The sequence below is a fragment of the Micromonospora sp. U56 genome, from assembly GCF_018070095.1.
GTDB lineage: Bacteria > Actinomycetota > Actinomycetes > Mycobacteriales > Micromonosporaceae > Micromonospora > Micromonospora purpureochromogenes.
Genome location: NZ_JAGPYL010000006.1, coordinates 23713 through 40905, shown reverse-complemented (window position 1 = coordinate 40905; position 17193 = coordinate 23713). Strand labels below are relative to the sequence as shown.

Annotated in this window: 15 protein-coding genes and 1 pseudogene; 8 read left to right on the top strand and 8 right to left on the bottom strand. The window is 70.9% G+C overall.

The window, feature by feature from the left end; all coding sequences use genetic code 11:
• Positions 1–113: 113 nt before the first annotated feature.
• The 8 genes and pseudogenes from KBX37_RS04540 to KBX37_RS04505 form a co-directional block, all read right to left on the bottom strand.
• Positions 114–953 (bottom strand): hypothetical protein, encoded by an 840-nt coding sequence (locus KBX37_RS04540; protein WP_210774661.1) that lies wholly within the window; start codon positions 951–953, stop codon positions 114–116.
• A 435-nt stretch (positions 954–1388) separates the two neighbouring features.
• Positions 1389–2063, bottom strand: a complete 675-nt coding sequence (locus KBX37_RS04535; protein ID WP_210774660.1) for a TcmI family type II polyketide cyclase — start codon at positions 2061–2063, stop codon at positions 1389–1391.
• Positions 2063–3400, bottom strand: coding sequence for a cytochrome P450 (locus tag KBX37_RS04530; protein WP_210774659.1), 1338 nt, complete (start codon positions 3398–3400; stop codon positions 2063–2065). The genes KBX37_RS04535 and KBX37_RS04530 overlap by 1 nt, the downstream gene beginning before the upstream one ends.
• Complete coding sequence (locus KBX37_RS04525) at positions 3397–3717, bottom strand: putative quinol monooxygenase (protein WP_210774658.1); 321 nt, start codon at positions 3715–3717, stop codon at positions 3397–3399. The genes KBX37_RS04530 and KBX37_RS04525 overlap by 4 nt, the downstream gene beginning before the upstream one ends.
• Positions 3714–5990: an FAD-dependent oxidoreductase gene (locus KBX37_RS04520; RefSeq protein ID WP_210774657.1), complete on the bottom strand. Its 2277-nt coding sequence runs from the start codon at positions 5988–5990 to the stop codon at positions 3714–3716. Before KBX37_RS04520 ends, KBX37_RS04525 begins: the two co-directional genes overlap by 4 nt.
• Positions 5991–6481: 491 nt before the next feature.
• Positions 6482–7324, bottom strand: a pseudogene (locus tag KBX37_RS04515) (BTAD domain-containing putative transcriptional regulator); the annotation flags it as partial.
• 254 nt (positions 7325–7578) lie between these two features.
• Positions 7579–8373, bottom strand: coding sequence for a trypsin-like serine protease (locus tag KBX37_RS04510; RefSeq protein WP_210774655.1), 795 nt, complete (start codon positions 8371–8373; stop codon positions 7579–7581).
• 144 nt (positions 8374–8517) lie between these two features.
• A complete protein-coding gene (locus KBX37_RS04505; RefSeq protein WP_307848944.1) occupies positions 8518–9279 on the bottom strand; it encodes an FCD domain-containing protein in 762 nt (253 codons plus the stop codon).
• A 186-nt stretch (positions 9280–9465) separates the two neighbouring features.
• On the opposite strand from KBX37_RS04505, the gene KBX37_RS04500 reads away from it, so the two are divergent.
• The 8 genes from KBX37_RS04500 to KBX37_RS04465 all read left to right on the top strand — a co-directional run bounded on the left by KBX37_RS04500 (position 9466) and on the right by KBX37_RS04465 (position 17100).
• Positions 9466–10707, top strand: coding sequence for a sugar ABC transporter substrate-binding protein (locus tag KBX37_RS04500; RefSeq protein ID WP_247657029.1), 1242 nt, complete (start codon positions 9466–9468; stop codon positions 10705–10707).
• An 83-nt stretch (positions 10708–10790) separates the two neighbouring features.
• On the top strand, positions 10791–11735 hold the full coding sequence (locus KBX37_RS04495; protein WP_210774652.1) for a carbohydrate ABC transporter permease: 945 nt from the start codon (positions 10791–10793) through the stop codon (positions 11733–11735).
• Positions 11732–12547 (top strand): carbohydrate ABC transporter permease, encoded by an 816-nt coding sequence (locus tag KBX37_RS04490; protein WP_210774651.1) that lies wholly within the window; start codon positions 11732–11734, stop codon positions 12545–12547. The genes KBX37_RS04495 and KBX37_RS04490 overlap by 4 nt, the downstream gene beginning before the upstream one ends.
• Before the next feature lie 7 nt (positions 12548–12554).
• Complete coding sequence (dgoD, locus tag KBX37_RS04485) at positions 12555–13703, top strand: galactonate dehydratase (RefSeq protein ID WP_210774650.1); 1149 nt, start codon at positions 12555–12557, stop codon at positions 13701–13703.
• A gap of 2 nt (positions 13704–13705) precedes the next feature.
• Positions 13706–14344 (top strand): bifunctional 4-hydroxy-2-oxoglutarate aldolase/2-dehydro-3-deoxy-phosphogluconate aldolase, encoded by a 639-nt coding sequence (locus KBX37_RS04480; RefSeq protein ID WP_247657028.1) that lies wholly within the window; start codon positions 13706–13708, stop codon positions 14342–14344.
• Positions 14341–15294 carry a sugar kinase gene (locus KBX37_RS04475; RefSeq protein ID WP_210774648.1) on the top strand — a complete coding sequence of 318 codons (954 nt, stop codon included), beginning with the start codon at positions 14341–14343 and terminating at the stop codon, positions 15292–15294. Before KBX37_RS04480 ends, KBX37_RS04475 begins: the two co-directional genes overlap by 4 nt.
• A gap of 23 nt (positions 15295–15317) precedes the next feature.
• Positions 15318–16547 (top strand): D-mannonate dehydratase ManD, encoded by a 1230-nt coding sequence (gene manD / locus KBX37_RS04470; RefSeq protein WP_210774647.1) that lies wholly within the window; start codon positions 15318–15320, stop codon positions 16545–16547.
• On the top strand, positions 16537–17100 hold the full coding sequence (locus KBX37_RS04465; protein WP_210774646.1) for a gluconokinase: 564 nt from the start codon (positions 16537–16539) through the stop codon (positions 17098–17100). The genes manD and KBX37_RS04465 overlap by 11 nt, the downstream gene beginning before the upstream one ends.
• Positions 17101–17193: the final 93 nt, after the last annotated feature.

Sequence of the window (17193 nt, the reverse complement as noted above, 5' to 3'; positions counted from 1 at the left end):
CCCGCGATTGGGTGACTCGGTGGCCCGGTCGGCCGCTCGGCCTTAGCCGAGGTTCAGGATCTCGGCGTCCGCCTTCTTCGCCGGCACCGCCGCGGTGGTTGTGGGGCCCGTTCTCAAGCCCAGAACAGTACTTCTGCACCCTCGGTGTCCAGTTGGGGAAAGGCCTTTCGCGGCTGCCGACCAGTGCCGAGGTCCGCGAGGTACCACCCGTCGTCGGTGTGGAGGGCAACCCTCTTGTGGTCCGGCGCAAGGTACGCGCCCCGAAGCCCGCCCTTGACGTTGGGAACGCCCTGCCGTAGCGCGATGGTTCTCGCGCCTCGGTCTGCGGTCAGCAGCGCCACTGCCCCGTATACCTGTCCACTGCCCAGTGCGAAGCACAGTAGGGTCCGGTGATCCACGCGCTCGCGGCAGTCGTAGAGGACGGACGTGGCATTCGTGTCCGTAGTGAGTCGGACCTCGGCGCTAACCAAAGCATGCTCGCTCGCCACAAGCGTGCCACTGGAGCCTTCCCCTTCCCTGCCGTTGAGGACAACGTCGATGCGGGTGGCGCCGTGCCCTTCGGCGTCCAACGTGACCGCCTCGGCTTGTTCCTCGCGCGGCTGGGATCCCAGGGCGGCAGGGTCGAAGGACGCAACCTTGCCAGCTCCGCCGCCGGTGGGGCCGACGACCAGCCAGACCCGTCCACCTGAGAACGTGGGCGCCCAGTAGCAGAGCGGCCCATCGCCGCGCGAAGTCCAGCCGGGCGGCTGCCAGGCACCTACCTGCCGGTAAGTGCCGTCGCCTGCCCGCTTCGCCAATCGGACTTCACAGTTGTTGTCCCACACCAGGGTGGACCAGTCGGGGCTGAAGGACCGCCTGCCCAGGCGCGTGCGAAGGGGCCAGCCCGGCATGATTGCGGTGAATGTGGGCCGGCCAGTCCTGATGTCATGGACGGTCAGTTTCGTGGTAGTCATTTGGGGATCGGTGCCCACGCTCGTGGTCAGGAGGCCGGACGGAACGGAGGCTGCTCTGTCCGGCGACCCGTCGGCTGCCGGGGCCGAGGCGGCGGGGGGCGAGATACCTGGGGCGTGCCACGACGGTGCGTCTTCGGGCTTGGCTGAGTCGCACCCCGCCACCATCGCGACCAGTAACAACGCCACCGCGCCACGCCGCACGCTCGGAACCCCCCTCAGGATTGCGCCAATTTGGCGGTATGCGTCCTCGACGAGGCACGCATGGCTAACGATCGGAGATCATAACTGTGCGCAGCCCGCCTGCGGAAGGAATCGCGGGGTGGATGAGGCCTTCTACGACCTGGAAAGTTGGGTCAATCAATCCGCACCGGGGCTGAGCAACCCCCCGGCCCGGTGGCGGTCGCCGTGACGCCACGGCGACCGCCACCGAGAGGGTCAGTCCTCGGCCTGCCAGCGGTAGAACTCCTTGGCCACCGAGTCCTCCGGCCCACGCCAGGTCTCCGGGTTGTACGGGCTGATGTACGGGCTCAACTCCGCCATGATCTTGGCGAACACCGGCTGCTCATGGTCCTGCCCCGCAGCCTCGGCCACCGCCGCGTCGGTGCGTTCCAACAGGTGCACGTAGACGTCGTCGATCGAGTACAGCCAGCGCCCGGTGACGCCGAGCTGGACCGGCAGCGACCCGGCGTCGGACTCACCGAAGATGCGCGCGACATCGGGCTCCGCGCCGGGCTTGATCCGTCCGATGATGACGGTGAGGTTCCGGCCGGCCGACTCCGGCGCCGGGTCCTCGTCGGGGACCCAGCTGTAGAACTCCTTGGCGACGGAGTCGGAGGGGTTCTTCCAGTATTTCGGGTATGGCGTCACGTACGGGGCGATGGCCTCGGCGATCTTCTGGAACGCCGGCAGTCCCCGGGTCTGGCCGGAGATCCGCGGGTCCTCCCTGCGTTCGATCACGTGGATGTAGAGGTCGTGGAAGGACAGCAGCCGGCGCCCGATCACGCCGAGGTCCTGCGGGCGGGTCGACTTGTCGTAGTAGCCGAAGACATTACCGACGATGTCGTCACTGCCCGGAACCATGTGGCAGACGATCACGTTTCGGAAGACCATTACCGCTCCTCGGGTGTGTGGACGGGTGCTTGCGTGGACGGTGATCTCTGGCTGCCGATCGGGGGCGGTGCTCCCGCGCCCCCGTCGATCGGGGGCGGCGCCCCTTCGCCCCCGGCGGTGAACTCGACCGGAAGCTCCAGCAGGCCACGGAACGGTGACCCCGCCGGCAGCCGGCGCAGTTGGGAGACCGGCACCCCGAGCCGCAGGTCCGGTAGCCGGCGCAGCAGCGCCTCGATGGCGATCTGTGCCTCCATCCGGGCCAGCGAGACACCGAGGCAGTAGTGGACGCCGTGGCCGAAGCCGATGTGCGGTCCCCGCACCCGGCGCAGGTCCAGCCGGTCCGGGTCGGCGAAGTGGGCCGGGTCGTGGTTCGCCGCGTTGATCACCACGCCGACGATCGACCCGCGCGGGATGCGGACGCCCTGGTACTCGACGTCCTCGGTGGCGATCCGGGGACTGGCGACCGGCAGCGGGCCGTCGAACCTCAGCAGTTCCTCGATCGCCGAGGGCAGCAGTTCCGGCTTGGCGCGCAGCAGGTCGAGCTGGTCGGGATTGGTCAGCAGCGCCACGGTGGCGTTGCCGAGGAAGTCCGCGGTGGTCTGGTGCCCGGCGAACAGCAGCAGGAACGTGGTGGTGACCAGTTCGGGTTCGGACAGCTGTCGGCCGTGTTCGCAGGCGTCGATCAGCGCGCTGATCATGTCGTCGCCGGGGTGCGCGCGTTTGGCCTGGACCAGGTCGGCGAGATAGTGGTGCAGCCGGAGTTGGGCCTCCTGCACGGCCGCCCGGTCCTCCGCGGGACTGCGGCCGGACGACCCGGACGTCCTGATCACCTGGGTCCAGTCGAGGACCCGCTCGTGGTCGGTCTCCGGGATGCCGAGCAGGTGGCTGATCACCATCATCGGCAGCGGGATCGCGAAGTCGTGCATCAGCTCGGCCTGGCCCTGAGGGATGATCTTGTCGAGCAGGTTGTCCACGATCTCCGCCACCCGGGGCCGCAGGGCCTCGACCCGACGCGGCGCGAACGCCTGGGACACGATGCGGCGCAGCCGGGTGTGCTCGGGCGGGTCCGCGTTGAGCATGTTCTTGTTCAATGCCTCGGAGTTCGGCCCGAAGATCCGCAGGTACTCCTGGCCCGGGCCGTAGAGGTCCTTGGACAGCCGGGGGTCGATCAGCGCGGCCTTGGCGTCGTCGAACCGGGTGATCAGGTACGAGTCGAACCGCGGTGAGCTGATCGGGCACACCGGTTTCTCCGCCCGCAGCCGGGCAAAGGCGGGATAGGGATTGGCGGCGAACTCGGGGGTGTAAAGCTCCGACGCGGGTACGGCATCCTCGGTCATCGCGACTCCTCGGGCTCGCTGCGTACGCTGTGCAGAACCTGGTAGGTGTGCCGCTGCGCGGATTCGCGAAGCTCGCGGATCATCTGCAACAGCCGGTCCCGGTGCTCGCTGCGGCCGAAGGCGTCCAGCCGTTCGCGGTCCGCCCAGTCGCTGATGATCAGGTAGCTGCGCGGGTCGTCGGCGTCGCGGACCAGGTCCTGGTTCAGGCAGCCGTCCAGCGCGCGGATCTCCTCCGCCGCCGAGCGCCACTCCGCCTCGAACCGTTCCTCGCAGCCCTCCTTGGTACGCATGGCGAGCACGGTGCGTACCGTCGTCATCGCGCGCCCCCGAAGACCAGTTGCAGGTGCTTGCCGAGCGCGTCGGCGTCGATCGGCTGGCTGCGGAACCCGACGTGCCCGTCCGGGCGGATCAGGTAGAGGCCGCTGCCGTCGACGCCGTAGGTGGCGCGGAAGGCGCCTTCGGCGTCGTGCACCACCGGCGGATCGAGCAGCGCCGGCACCGGGGCGTCCGGGCTGAGCAGCAGGTAGCTGTCGACCTGCCCGGAGGTCTGCCGGCGGACGTCGGCGCACAGCTTCCCCAGGGCGGTCGACGCCGCCGGGTCGGCGAATTTGTCGGCGTAGAGCAGCAGCGTGTGCCGGGTGCCGTGGGTCAGCTCGTGCAGGCGCAGCGGGTGCCCGACGCCCCGCCGGTGCAGGCCGCCGACGTCGGGAGCGCGGTCGCCGGGCCCGGGGCCGGCGCGCAGGGCGTCGGGAGCGGACAGCGACTCGCCGACCAGCGGGCTGTCCGCGTAGCTGAGCAACATGGACATCTCCTGGAGGAACTGCCGCTTGAGGTCGTCGCGGTCCAGCTCGTCGGTGAAGGCCATCCGCACCGCCCGCCCGACGATCTCCTCGCCCTCCGGGCGCCGTTCGGTCTCGTAGCTGTCGAGCAGCCCGGGTGCGGCGATCCCGCGTACCGCCAGGGCCAGTTTCCACGCCAGGTTCCAGGCGTCCTGGATGCCGGTGTTCATGCCCTGGCCGCCCGCGGGCGGGTGCAGGTGGGCCGCGTCGCCGGCCACGAACACCCGGCCGTCGCCGTACCGGTCCACGATCCCGTGGCTGATCCGGAACACCGACGACCAGCGCAGGTTCGACGCGCGGGTGCTTGGCGGGGCCAGCCGGTCCAGCGCTACCTGGAGGTCGGCGAGGGTGGGTTCGGCGAGTTCCTCGCTGAATCCCGGCGGGGCGTCCTGCCCGCCGGTCTGCGCGAAGAACCGGGGCGGCGCGAGGGTGGCGATCCGGTACCGGGACTCGCCGCGCAGCGGCACGCAGACCAGCATCCCGTCCATCTGGCCGTCGGTCTCGTGCATGAACCGGAGCAGGTGGCCCTCCGGCATGTCCCAGTCCACGTCCACGTCGCAGAGCATGAACAGCTGCGGGAACCGGCCCAGCCCGCCGGAGAACGTCAACCCGAGCAGCTCGCGGACCTTGCTGTGCGCGCCGTCGCAGCCGACGAGGTACTTCGCGCGTACCGTCTCCTCGCCGGTGGCGGTCGCGAGCGTGGCCAGCACGCCGTCGTCGTCCTGGGTGAACGCGACCAGCTCGGCACCGCGCTGCGGGCGGACGCCGAGGGTGGCCAGCCGTTCGGTGAGGATGCGCTCGGTCTCGTACTGGGGCAGGCCGAGGTGCGCGTAGGGCAGCTCGGGCAGCTCCCAGCTCATCTGGTGGGTCTGCACCCCGTTGACGAACACCATGTTGCCGGTCAACCAGATCCCGGCGTCCATCGCGTCGCGCACGATGCCCTGGCTCTCCCAGATCTCCATCGTGCGACAGTGCACGCCGATCGCCTTGTCGGCCTGCCCCGGCGGGGTCGCCCGCTTCTCGACCACCCGGCACTCGATGCCGCGCCTAGCCAGCTCGACGGCGGCGGTCAGCCCGGTGGGCCCCGCTCCGACGATGAGTACGTCCGTTGTCGTGTGCACGTCGATCTCCTTGCCCGTACTCGGTTCTCGCCTGGTGTCGGAATGAGCCGCGCTGTGGAACAGGCGGCGCCGGAAGTCGAGGAGGAACGGCGCGATCGGCCCGGCCTCCTCCTGTGCGTGTGCGGGGTTGCCGATCCAGCGGAAGAACTCCGCTTCGCTGCGCCATTCGGCGAAGATGTGGTGGACGTCCGAGTCGGGCTCGCGCAGCAGGTCCTCGCGCAGGTAGCCGGGCACTCCCGCCATCCGTGCCTTCACCTCGGCGTAGCCGCGGGTGAACTCGGCGAGCCGGGCGGCCGGCACGGTGACCTCGACGTCCACGAAGATGCTCCGCCCCGGCCCGCCGGGGTCGCGCATCACCTGGTAGCTGTCGGCCGAGGGCGGCTCCCGCAGCGGGCGGACGGCGGCGGAGAAGCGCGCGGCGACGGGGCCGTTCTCGTAGCCGCGCAGCGCGGACTCGTCGGTCCACTCGGTGACGACGACGAACGAGCGCGGATCGTCGGGGTCGAGGAGCAGGGCCTGCAGGAGGTTGCCGGGCAGTTCTCCGACCTGCCCGGCGACCGCTCGCCACGCGGCTGCCACGGCGTCCTCGCAGCCCGGCCGCGCGCGTATGCGGCACATGGTTCTGATCATGGAAGCTCCTTCGACGGCCTGCGCGCGATGGTGCGGCGGTGGCACCTTCTTCGACGGCGCACGTCGGCCGTTGCCGGGCGGGAGTCGCGAGCGGTGAGCGTTCTGCGGATCATCACGGATTCCTTCCTGGGCCCCGCGGAGGTGGTTCCTCGACCGGTCCGCCGGCCTCACGGTCGGGACGACGGCCGGCGTCCGTCCTTTCTCGACCGGTCGCCCGGACCGAACGGCGGCACTCCCGGCTGGGCCGGGTGGCAGGTCCCGGCCAGCGGCGCCCGGACCGCGACGCCGTCGTCCTGCGACCTTGCCGGACCTCGCGTCACCCCGCCGTCACCGTTGACCGTCGCCGGGTCCGGCCGCGTTGACGGCGCGGGGACGGGCCCGCGGAGCAGTGGCGCCCACGCCGGCGGGTGGCCCGCCGTGGGCGCGGGGAGGCGGTTCGCCGGGCCGGGGTTGGCGCGCACGCTGGCGCGGTCGCCGGCCGGGCCGGGGACGAGTCGCGGGACACCGCGCGCCGGCTGGGCGGGGGCCTGCCTCGGCCGGTCGTGCGACGCGAGCACCTCGCTGATCAGCGCGCGCATCGCCGCGGACGGTTCCAGCTGCAACTCGCGGCGCAGCAGGTCGCGGTAGACGAAGTAGGCGTGCAGCGCCTCGTACGCGTTGCCCTCCGCCAGGTGCGTCTGGACCACCAGCCGGTGCGGGGTCTCCCGCAACGGTTCGGCCGCCATCGCCTCGAGCGCGGCCTGCAACGCCTCCCCGTGCTCGCCGGCGCGCAGGTGGGCCCGGGCCATCTCGTCGAGCAGGTGCAGCCGCAACTGTCTGAGCCGTTCCCGCTCCAGCAGGACCCAGTCGTCGTACCAGCCGGGCAGCAGGTCGTGGCGCCCGGCGGCGAGGACCGCCGCCGCCGGCCGGGGATCGCCGCCCTGGCTCACCCGGGCGTCGGCCCGGGCCAGCTCGTCGACGTCCACGTCGACCGTCGGGTGCAGCCGGACCGTGTCGCCGTCGGTGATCACCGGGCAGGACGGGTCCCGGCGCAGCCGCCACAGCGCGGTCCGCAACGAGGACAGGGCGCGCTCCTCCGGCACCTCCGGCCAGAGCGGGCCGGCCAGTTGGGCGCGGGTCGCGCCCGGGCGCAGGCCGATCAGCGCGATGGTGCGTTGCAGGCCGCGCGGCACCACCATCGGCCGCCTGCCGTGCAGCAGCCGGAAGCCGCCGAGCAGCAGGAGGCGGACCGTCGGCTCGGCGTCGGACACCGGCTGTGGTGTGCTGCCCCCTGCCGCGGACAACCGGGTGTTCTTGTCACAGTTCACGATCGACTCCCTGCACCGGGGGACCATGGGCGACGAAGGCTGTGTCGGAGCCGACCGACCGCCGGCTGGACCGGTGAAGGGGGCCTCGGGTGGCCCGTGGATCGCTCGCCTCAGCTGAAAGTCTGCGCATTCGGCGTCACCCCAGCGTCACCGCGCGCCAGAATCTGTGCGTTTCCTGTGACAGCCCGGTGACACCTACGCAGGCACGCCGGCGGCCCGGCTGGTCGTCAGCCGGGCCGCGCGGGGTCGTACGGTCAGCCGCCGGGACCGGCGGCGTACGGTCAGCCGCCGAGACTGGCGGCGGCCGAGGCGATGGACGACGAGAAGTAGCTCACCTGGGTGTAGACGCCGGGGTAGTTGGGCCGGGCGCAGCCGTTGCCCCAGCTGACGATGCCGACCTGGATCCAGGCGTTGGTGGCGTCGCGGCGGAACATCGGGCCGCCCGAGTCGCCCTGGCAGGTGTCCGTGCCGCCGCTGGCGTACCCGGCGCAGATCTCCTCGGCGACGATGACCTGGCCGCCGTAGTTGGCGTCGCAGGTGGAGTCGCTCACGAACGGCACGGTCGCCTTGAGCAGGTACCGCTGCTGGGAGCCGCCCTCTCGGGCCGCGCCCCAGCCGGCGACGGTGAACGTGCCGTTGTCGTAGGCGGTCGTCCTGGCGATCGGCAGGGTGCTCAGCCCGGTGACCGGGGTGGCCAACCGGATCAGTGCCCAGTCCTTGCCGTTGCCGTTGTAGCCGGGCGCGCGGTAGACGTAGTTCGACCGGACGGTGATCCGGCTGGACGACCGCAGGTCGACCACGCCCAACGTCGCGGTGATGCTGGTGTTGGTGCCCGTGCCGCCCACGCAGTGCGCGGCCGTGAGCACCAGTCGCGGGCTGTACAGGGCCCCGCCGCAGCCCATCGAGAGCCGCACCATGAACGGGAACTCCCCCTGGGCGGCACGGGTGCCGCCGACGACGTACGGGGTCGGCGTGGGCTCGGCCGCGGCGGCGGGCGCGGCGAGGGTGAGGCTGCCCGCGGTCACCGCGGCCAACGCGGCGGCCAGCAGGCCGGTGAGGGTGCGCCAACGAAGCATGTGGTCCTCCGCATTCCGACCGGCACGCCTCGTGAGGAGCGCACCTGATTCAGGGATGCGGCCATCATATTGATGTGAGTCGATCGGCCTACCCTATCCGCTGGGTCATACCCCCGGCGATATGGACGCCACGGCTCAGCGGAGTCAGCCCTGGCCGGGCTCGCCCGTCTGCTCCCACATCGACTTCATCTCGTCGAACGCCTGCTCCATGATCCGCACCATGGCGTCCCGGGCCCGTTCGCCGTCGCGTCGCTGGATCGCCTGGGCGACGTCGGCGTGCAGTTGCAGCGCCTGCTCGTCCGGGTAGTGCGGCATCAGGTGGTAGTGGTGCCGGCCGGTGAGCACCTCGGCGACCAGTTCCTGGAGCTTCACGAACATCTCGTTGCCGGAGGCGACCAGCACCCGCCGGTGGAACTCGATGTCCAGGCTGAGGAAGCGCCCCTCGTCGCCGGCCTTCCCGGCGGCCCACATCTTGGCGGCGAGCCCGACCAGGTCGCTCGCCTCGTCGTGGTCGACGCGGCCGGCGGCCAGCCACGCGGCGTGTGGCTCGACGGCGGTCCGCAGTTCGGTGATCGAGCGCATCTGCGCCATGCGGCCGGCCGAGGCGAGCCGCCAGCGGATCACCTGCGGATCGAAGACGTTCCACGCCTCGGCCGGTCGGATCATGACCCCGACCCGGCGCCGGGTCTCGACGAATCCCATGGACGCGAGCACCCGCAGGACCTCGCGGATCACCGAGCGGGACACGGCGTACCGCTCGACGAGGTCGTCGATGTTGAGGACGGATCCGGCGGCCACCTCGCCGCCGCAGATGGCGGTGCCGAGGTGGTCGAGAACCCGGGCGTGCAGCCCGGCGTCGGCAGGGGCGTGCTGGACGGGTGCGACCCCTGGGGAGGACTGATCCACGGTTCGGAGCATATCAGTTGGAGATCACCTCTTGAATAAGTCAGCTTTTTCGGCCTAGCATCCGGTCGTTAAGCGGACGTTACAACGATGTGGCGCTCCTCCCCCCGGGCGGCGGCCACGACAGAAGGAGAGATGGACGTGCGGCGTCGATCGATAATCGGAACTTCTCTGGCCGTGGTTGCCGCCATGGGCCTCAGCGCGTGCGGCGGTGGCGGTGAGGACAGCGGCGCCTCCAAGACCGTCCGCGTGACGCTGGCCAACCACGTGTGGACGGAGAACATCAAGAAGGCCCTGCCCGAGTTCGAGAAGCAGACCGGGCTCAAGGTCGAGCTCACCCAGCTCGGCGAGGACCAGCTCTCCGACCAGTACAACGTCAAGCTGAACGCGGGCTCCAGCGACATCGACGTGATGATGTACCGCCCCCTGCAGGAGGGGAAGCTGTTCGCCAAGAACAAGTACCTCGCCGACCTGTCCGACGAGGTCAAGTCCAACAAGGACTGGGACTTCAGCGACTTCCAGGCCGGCCCGGTGCAGGCCACCTCGTACGAGGGCAAGGCGGTCGGCGTTCCGATCATCACCGAGCAGGAGGTCCTGTACTACCGCAAGGACCTGCTGGCCAAGGCCGGGCTGACCGCCCCGCCGAAGACGCTCGACGAGCTCAAGGCGGCGGCCACGAAGATCAAGGCGGCCGATCCGAGCGTCGCCGGCTTCGTCGCCCGTACCGGCAAGTCGCCGGCGGTCACCCAGTTCTCCAGCTTCCTCTACAGCTTCGGCGGTGACTTCGTCGACAGCAGCGGCAAGGCCACCGTCAACACCGAGCAGGCCAAGCAGGCGTACGCGTACTACGGCGGGCTCATCAAGGACCAGGGCCCGGCGAACGTCAGCACCGACATGAGCTGGCCGGAGGCGATGGCCATCTTCACCCAGGGCAAGGCCGCCTTCTACACCGAGGCCAACTCGCTCTACAAGAACGCCACCGACCCGACCAAGTCGAAGGTCGCCGACACCGTCGGCTTCGCGCCGTTCCCGGCCGGCCCGGCCGGTTCGAAGCCCTACAACATCCCCTCCTGGGCGCTGGGCGTCAACGAAAGCTCGAAGAACCAGAGCAACGCCTGGAAGTTCGTCGAGTGGGCGACCGGCAAGGAGCAGACGCTCGCGCAGCAGAAGGCCGGCGTGCCGAGCGCGCGTACCTCGGTCTGGGCCAACCCGGAGGGCACCGCGTCCTACCCGAAGGACCTCGTCGAGGCCATCGCGGCCAGCACCAAGGACGGCATCGGTCACGACCGCCCGCTGGTCAACAAGGTCGCCCAGGCCCGGGAGATCGTCGGCCAGCCGATCGTCGACGCCATCGCCGGCAAGGACGCGGCGGCCGCGGCCGAGACCGCCAACACGGCGTTCCAGAAGTTCCTGGACGACGAGGCCAAGTAAGCCGAGCGGGGGGTGGCGGCGCCGTCAGGCTCCGCCACCCCCACCCCCACTCCCCCGTCCGGCCCGCCCACCCCGGAGATCTCATGGCAACAGTCACCACCCGCACCAGACCCCACGACGCCTCCGTCACACCCGACACGCCCGGCTGGGCCCGCTGGGCCAACGAGCATCGCAAGTGGCTCTTCGCGGCGCCCGCCATGGTGTTCGTCGCCGCGCTGATCGTCTTCCCGCTGGCCTGGACCGGCTATCTGAGCCTGACCGACGCCGAGGGTTCGGTGCGGGCCGAGTCGGAGTTCGTGGGCTTCCAGAACTACGTCGAGGTGCTCTCGGACACCGACCGGTTCTGGCCCGCCGTCGGGCGGACCGCCGCGTTCACCGTCGTCGCGCTGCTGTTCGAGGTCGTCCTCGGCATGGCCGTCGCGCTGCTGCTGTGGCGTCCGTTCCGGGGTCAGAAGTGGGTCCGGGTCGCCATCCTGATGCCGCTGGTCGCCACCCCGGTCGCGGTCGGCATGATGTGGCGGCTCATCTTCGACCCGAACATCGGTATGGCCAACCAGCTGCTCGGCTGGTTCGGCATCGGACCCCAGCCGTGGCTCGCCGGCCAGCACTCGGCGCTGCCCACGACGATCTTCATCGACGTGTGGCAGTGGACGCCGATGGTCGTGCTGATCCTGCTCGCGGGCCTGACCTCGCTCTCCGACGAGCCCCAGGAGGCGGCGCGGATCGACGGCGCCAGCAGCTGGCAGCGGTTCCGGCACGTCACCCTGCCGCTGGTGATGCCCACCGTGATCGTCGCGATCCTGCTGCGCGGCATCGACGCGCTGAAGACCTTCGACATCCTCTACGCCACCAAGGGCCGCGGCGGCGGCTCGTTCCACGAGGTCGAGACGCTCAACGTGTACGCCTACGGCCTGAGCTTCGACTACAACGAGTACGGCATCTCATCGACGGTCCTCATCATCTTCTTCCTGATCATCATCGGGTCGATGTGGGCCCTGACGTCCCGCAGGAAGGAGGCGCAGCGATGAAGGCCCGCTCCGCCTACCGGATCTTCCGCTTCGTGGCGCTCGCCGTCGTGGTGATCGCGCTGCTCGCACCGCTGTTCTGGATGATCGCCGCGTCGTTCAAGACCAACGTCGACATCTACGACACGGGCAAGGCGGTCGTCTTCTCGCCCACCGTGGACAACTACGCCAACGTCCTGAAGCAGGCGAACTACGTCCAGTTCATCGGCAACAGCCTCTGGGTGGCCTTCGCGGCCACCGCGCTCTCCCTGCTGCTCGGCGTGCCGGCGGCCTACTCGATGAGCCGCTTCAACATGCGCAAGTCGGCGCTGGTGGTGCTCATGGCGCGGGTCATCCCCGGTGTCTCGCTCCTGGTGCCCTGGTACTACGTCTTCTCCAACCTGCAGATGGTCGGCGGGTTCGGCGTGCTCGTCCTCAGCCACATGTTCGTGTCGCTGCCGCTGGTGGTCTACATCATGATGGGCTACTTCGACGGCCTCCCCCTCGAACTCGAGGAGGCGGCGCTCGTGGACGGGCTGACCCACATCGGCGCGTTCCGCCGGATCACGCTGCCGCTCTCGGTGCCCGGCGTGGCCACCGCCGGCATCCTGTCCTTCATCTTCTCCTGGAACAACTTCATGTTCGCCCTGGTGCTCTCCGGCGCCGACACCAAGACCCTGCCCGTCGCGATCTTCGACTTCGTCGGCTACGCCAGCATCGACTGGGGCGGCCTGATGGCGGCGGCCACCGTCGTCACCCTGCCGATCATGCTGATCGCCCTGTTCGTGCAGAAGTACGTCGTCTCCGGGCTCACCGCCGGCGCGACGAAGGGCTGAGGACACCATGACGACAATCGCCCGCATCGAGACGTTCCTCGTCGCCCCCCGCTGGCTCTTCGTCCGCGTCGAGACCGAATCCGGGATCGTCGGCTGGGGCGAGGCGACCTGCGAGGGGCGCTCCGAAACCGTCCGGACCGCCGTCGAGCAGCTCGGCGAACTCCTGATCGGCCGGGACGCGCTGCGGATCGAGGACCACTGGCAGGTCATGACCAAGGGCTCGTTCTACCGGGGCGGCCCGATCCTGGCCAGCGCCGTGGCCGGCCTCGACCAGGCGCTCTGGGACATCGCGGGCAAGCGGTACGGGGCACCGGTGCACCAACTGCTCGGTGGGCCCGTCCGCGATCGGATCCGGGTCTACGGCTGGGTCGGCGGCGACGAGCCGAACGAGGTCCGCGACCACATCGCCGCGCAGGTGGCGGCGGGCCTGACCGCCGTCAAGATGAACGCCTCCGGGCGGATGAGCCCGATCGCGTCGGTCGCCGAACTGGACGCGGTGGTCCAGCGGGTGGCCGCCGCCCGCGAGGTGCTCGGCGACGAGCGTGACGTCGCCGTCGACTTCCACGGCCGGTTCACCCTCGCCAACGCCCGCCGCCTCGCACCGCTGCTGGAGCCGTACCGGCCGCTGTTCCTCGAGGAGCCGGTCGTGCCGGAGAACTCCCACCTCATCGGCGACTTCGTCCGGTCCACCACCACCCCGGTGTCGACCGGCGAGCGGCTCTACAGCCGGCAGGAGTTCCTGCCCGTCCTCCAGGCCGGCATCGCGGTCGCCCAGCCGGACCTCTCGCACGCCGGCGGCATCACCGAGGTACGCAAGATCGCCGCGCTCGCCGAGGTCTACGACGTGCAGCTCGCCCCGCACTGCCCGCTCGGGCCGATCGCCCTGGCGGCCTGCCTGCAGGTCGGCTTCGCCACGCCCAACTACCTGATCCAGGAACAGAGCATCGGCATCCACTACAACCTCGGCGCCGAGGTGCTCGACTACTGCCTGGACAGGACGCCGCTGACCTTCGTCGACGGGCACGTCGAGCGGCTCACCGCGCCGGGGCTGGGCATCGAGATCGACGAGCAGGCGGTACGCGCGGCCGACAAGCGCGGCCACGCCTGGCGCAGCCCGATGTGGCGGCACCGCGACGGCTCCTACGCGGAATGGTGACCATGACCCTCGACCTGACCACCGAACTCGCCGCGGCCCGCATCCTGGCGGTCATCCGCGGCACCGACACCGCCGCCGCGGTCGCCACCGGCATCGCCCTGCTGGCAGAGGGCGTCCGCGTCCTCGAGGTGGCCCTCACGACGCCCGGCGCACTGCACGCCATCGAGGCCATCCGATCGGCCGCGCCCGCCGGAGCGCTGGTCGGCGCGGGAACGGTGCTGACCGTCGGCGACGTCGCCGACGTGCTCGCCGCCGGCGCGCAGTTCGTCGTCACCCCGGCCGTCGTCGAGTCTATCCCCGAGGCGGTGCGCCGCGGACTCCCGGTCGCCGCCGGGGCGCTCACCGCGACCGAGGCGTACACGGCCGTGCGGATGGGGGCGTCCGCCGTGAAGCTCTTCCCGGCGGCCCTCGGCGGCCCGGCGTACCTGAAGGCGCTGCGCGACCCGTTCCCGGACATTCCCTTCGTCGCGGTCGGCGGGGTGGGCCTGGCCGAGCTGCCCGCCTATCTGAGCGCCGGGGCGATCGCCGTCGGCGTCGGCGGCCCGCTGGTCGGGGACGCCGCCTCCGGCGGTGACCTCGACGGGCTGCGCCACCGGGCGCGGGCCTACCTGGCGGCGGCTGCCCGCCCGCCGGCCTCATGACCGCGGTCGACCTGCTCACCTTCGGCGAGGCGCTGGTGTCGCTGCGGGCGCCCGGCCCGCTGGCGGCCGGGGACGCGCTGACCATGCACCTGGCCGGGGCGGAGTCCAACGTCGCGATCGGTCTGGCCCGGCTCGGGCACCGGGTCGCCTGGGTGGGCCGGGTCAGCGACGACGAGCTGGGCGAGTACCTGCTGCGGCAGTTGCGCGCCGAGGGCGTCGGCGTGGACGACGTGACCAGGGATGCCGACCGGCCCGCCGGTCTGCTGTTCCTGGAACGGCGTACCGCCGACCTGACCCGGGTGCGGTACCACCGGGCGGGCTCGGCCGGATCGGCCCTGCGCGTGGCGGACCTGCGCAAGCCGATCGCCGACGGCGCCCGGGTGCTGCACCTGACCGGGATCACCCCGGCCCTGTCCGACAGCGCCCGCGAGGCCACCCGGTGGGCGGCCGAGACCGGCTCCCGGTCCGGAATGCTCGTCAGCCTCGACGTCAACCACCGGAGCCGGCTCTGGACGCGGGAAGCGGCCCGCGCCGCGCTGGCCCCGCTGGCCGCCCACGCGTCGGTCGTCATCGCCTCCACCGACGAGCTGGACCTCGTCGGCGAACCGGGGTGGGACGAGTCCACGGTGGTGGCGGGCCTACTGGCGCGCGGAGTGCAGACCGTACTGGTCAAGCTGGGCGCCGACGGCGCCCGGGCGTACACCCGCGACGGCGTGCGGCAGGTCGCGGCGGTGCGCGTGACCGCGGTGGACACCGTCGGCGCGGGCGACGCGTTCACCGCCGGCTACCTCTCCGGGCACCTCGACGGACTCGACCTGGCCGGCCGCCTGCGCCGCGCGGTGACCCTCGGCGCCTTCGCGGTCGCCGGTCACGGCGACTGGGAGGGGCTGCCCCGCCGCGACGAACTGTCCCTTCTCGACGGCCACGAAACCGGAAACACCCTTCGCTGAGCACCACCTGAGAAAGGCACCCCGTGAAGATTGTCGCAGCGGACGTCATCGTCACCAGCCCCGACCGCAACTTCGTCACCCTGAAGATCACCACAGCCGACGGGCTCACCGGCCTGGGCGACGCCACCCTCAACGGGCGGGAACTGGCGGTCGCCTCGTACCTGGCCGACCACGTCGTCCCGCTGCTGATCGGGCGGGACCCGCACCGCATCGAGGACACCTGGCAGTTCCTGTACCGCTCGGCGTACTGGCGGCGCGGACCGGTGACCATGGCGGCGATCGCGGCCGTCGACGTCGCGCTCTGGGACATCAAGGCGAAGGCCGCCGGAATGCCCCTCTACCAGTTGCTCGGCGGCGCGTCGCGGACCGGCGTCATGGCGTACGGGCACGCCTCCGGGCGGGACCTCCCCGAGCTGTTCGACTCGATCCGCAACCACCTCGAGCTCGGCTACCGGTCGATCCGGGTGCAGACCTCCGTGCCGGGGATCAACGCCGTCTACGGGGTCGCCGCGCAGCCCGGCCCCGACGGCAAGCGCTACGACTACGAACCGGCGCAGCGCACCCCGCTGCCGGCCGAGGAGGACTGGGACACCCGGTCCTACCTGCGCCACCTCCCCGGCGTCTTCGAGGCGGTACGCAACGAGTTCGGCCCCGAACTGCCGCTGCTGCACGACGGCCATCACCGGATGACCCCGATCCAGGCCGCCCGGCTCGGCAAGGACCTCGAACCGTACGACCTGTTCTGGCTGGAGGACTGCACCCCGGCGGAGAACCAGGAGGCGCTGCGGCTGGTCCGCCAGCACACCGTCACGCCGCTGGCCATCGGCGAGGTCTTCAACACGGTCTGGGACTACCAGACGCTCATCCGGGAACAGCTCATCGACTACGTACGGTCCGCCGTCACCCACACCGGGGGCATCACGGCCATGCGCAAGCTCCTCGACTTCGCCGCGCAGTACCAGATCAAGTCCGGTATCCACGGTCCGACGGACATCTCACCGGTCGGCATGGCGGCCGCGCTCCACCTCGACCTCGCCATCCACAACTTCGGCATCCAGGAGTACATGCAGCACGGACCGCTGACCAACGAGGTGTTCCGGCAGTCGTTCACCTTCGCCGACGGCTACCTCCACCCCGGGGAACAGCCGGGTCTCGGCGTGGAACTCGACGAGCAGGCCGCCGCACGGTTCCCGTACACGGCGGCGTACCTGCCGTTCAACCGGCTCAAGGACGGCACCGTCCATGACTGGTGACGGGCGTCGCGCCCACGGTGACCCGCGGCCGACCCGGCACGTCGTCGTGATGGGCGTGTCCGGTGCCGGCAAGACGACCGTGGCCAGGGGAATCAGCGAGCTGACCGGGCTGACGTTCGCCGAGGCGGACGAGTTCCACTCCGAGGCCAACGTGGCGCGGATGCGCTCGGGCGTACCGCTGGACGATGCGGCCCGCTGGCCCTGGCTGCGCGACCTCGCCGCGTGGATGGCCGCCCGCCACGCCGAAGGCGTGTCGACGGTGCTGGCCTGCTCCGCGCTGAAGCGGTCCTACCGGGATCTGCTGCGGCAGGGGCCGCCGGACCTGGACTTCGTCCACCTGGACGGGCCGGCGCAGGTGATCCGGGACCGGATGTCCCGGCGTGCCGGGCACTACATGCCGGCGAGCCTGCTGGATTCCCAGACGGCGATCCTGGAGCCGCTGCGCCCGGACGAGTCCGGCGTGGTCCTCGACGTCTCGCTGCCTCCGGACGAGCTCGTCACGGCGGCGGTCGCCCGGCTCGGCCTCGCGAGCACCGGAGCACCTGTCCCGTAGCTCGGGTAGGTCGGTCCGGATACCCCACCAGATCAGGGCCGTTACCCGCATCCGCGCGGGTAACGGCCCTGATCGCGAAGTGCGCCGGGAACG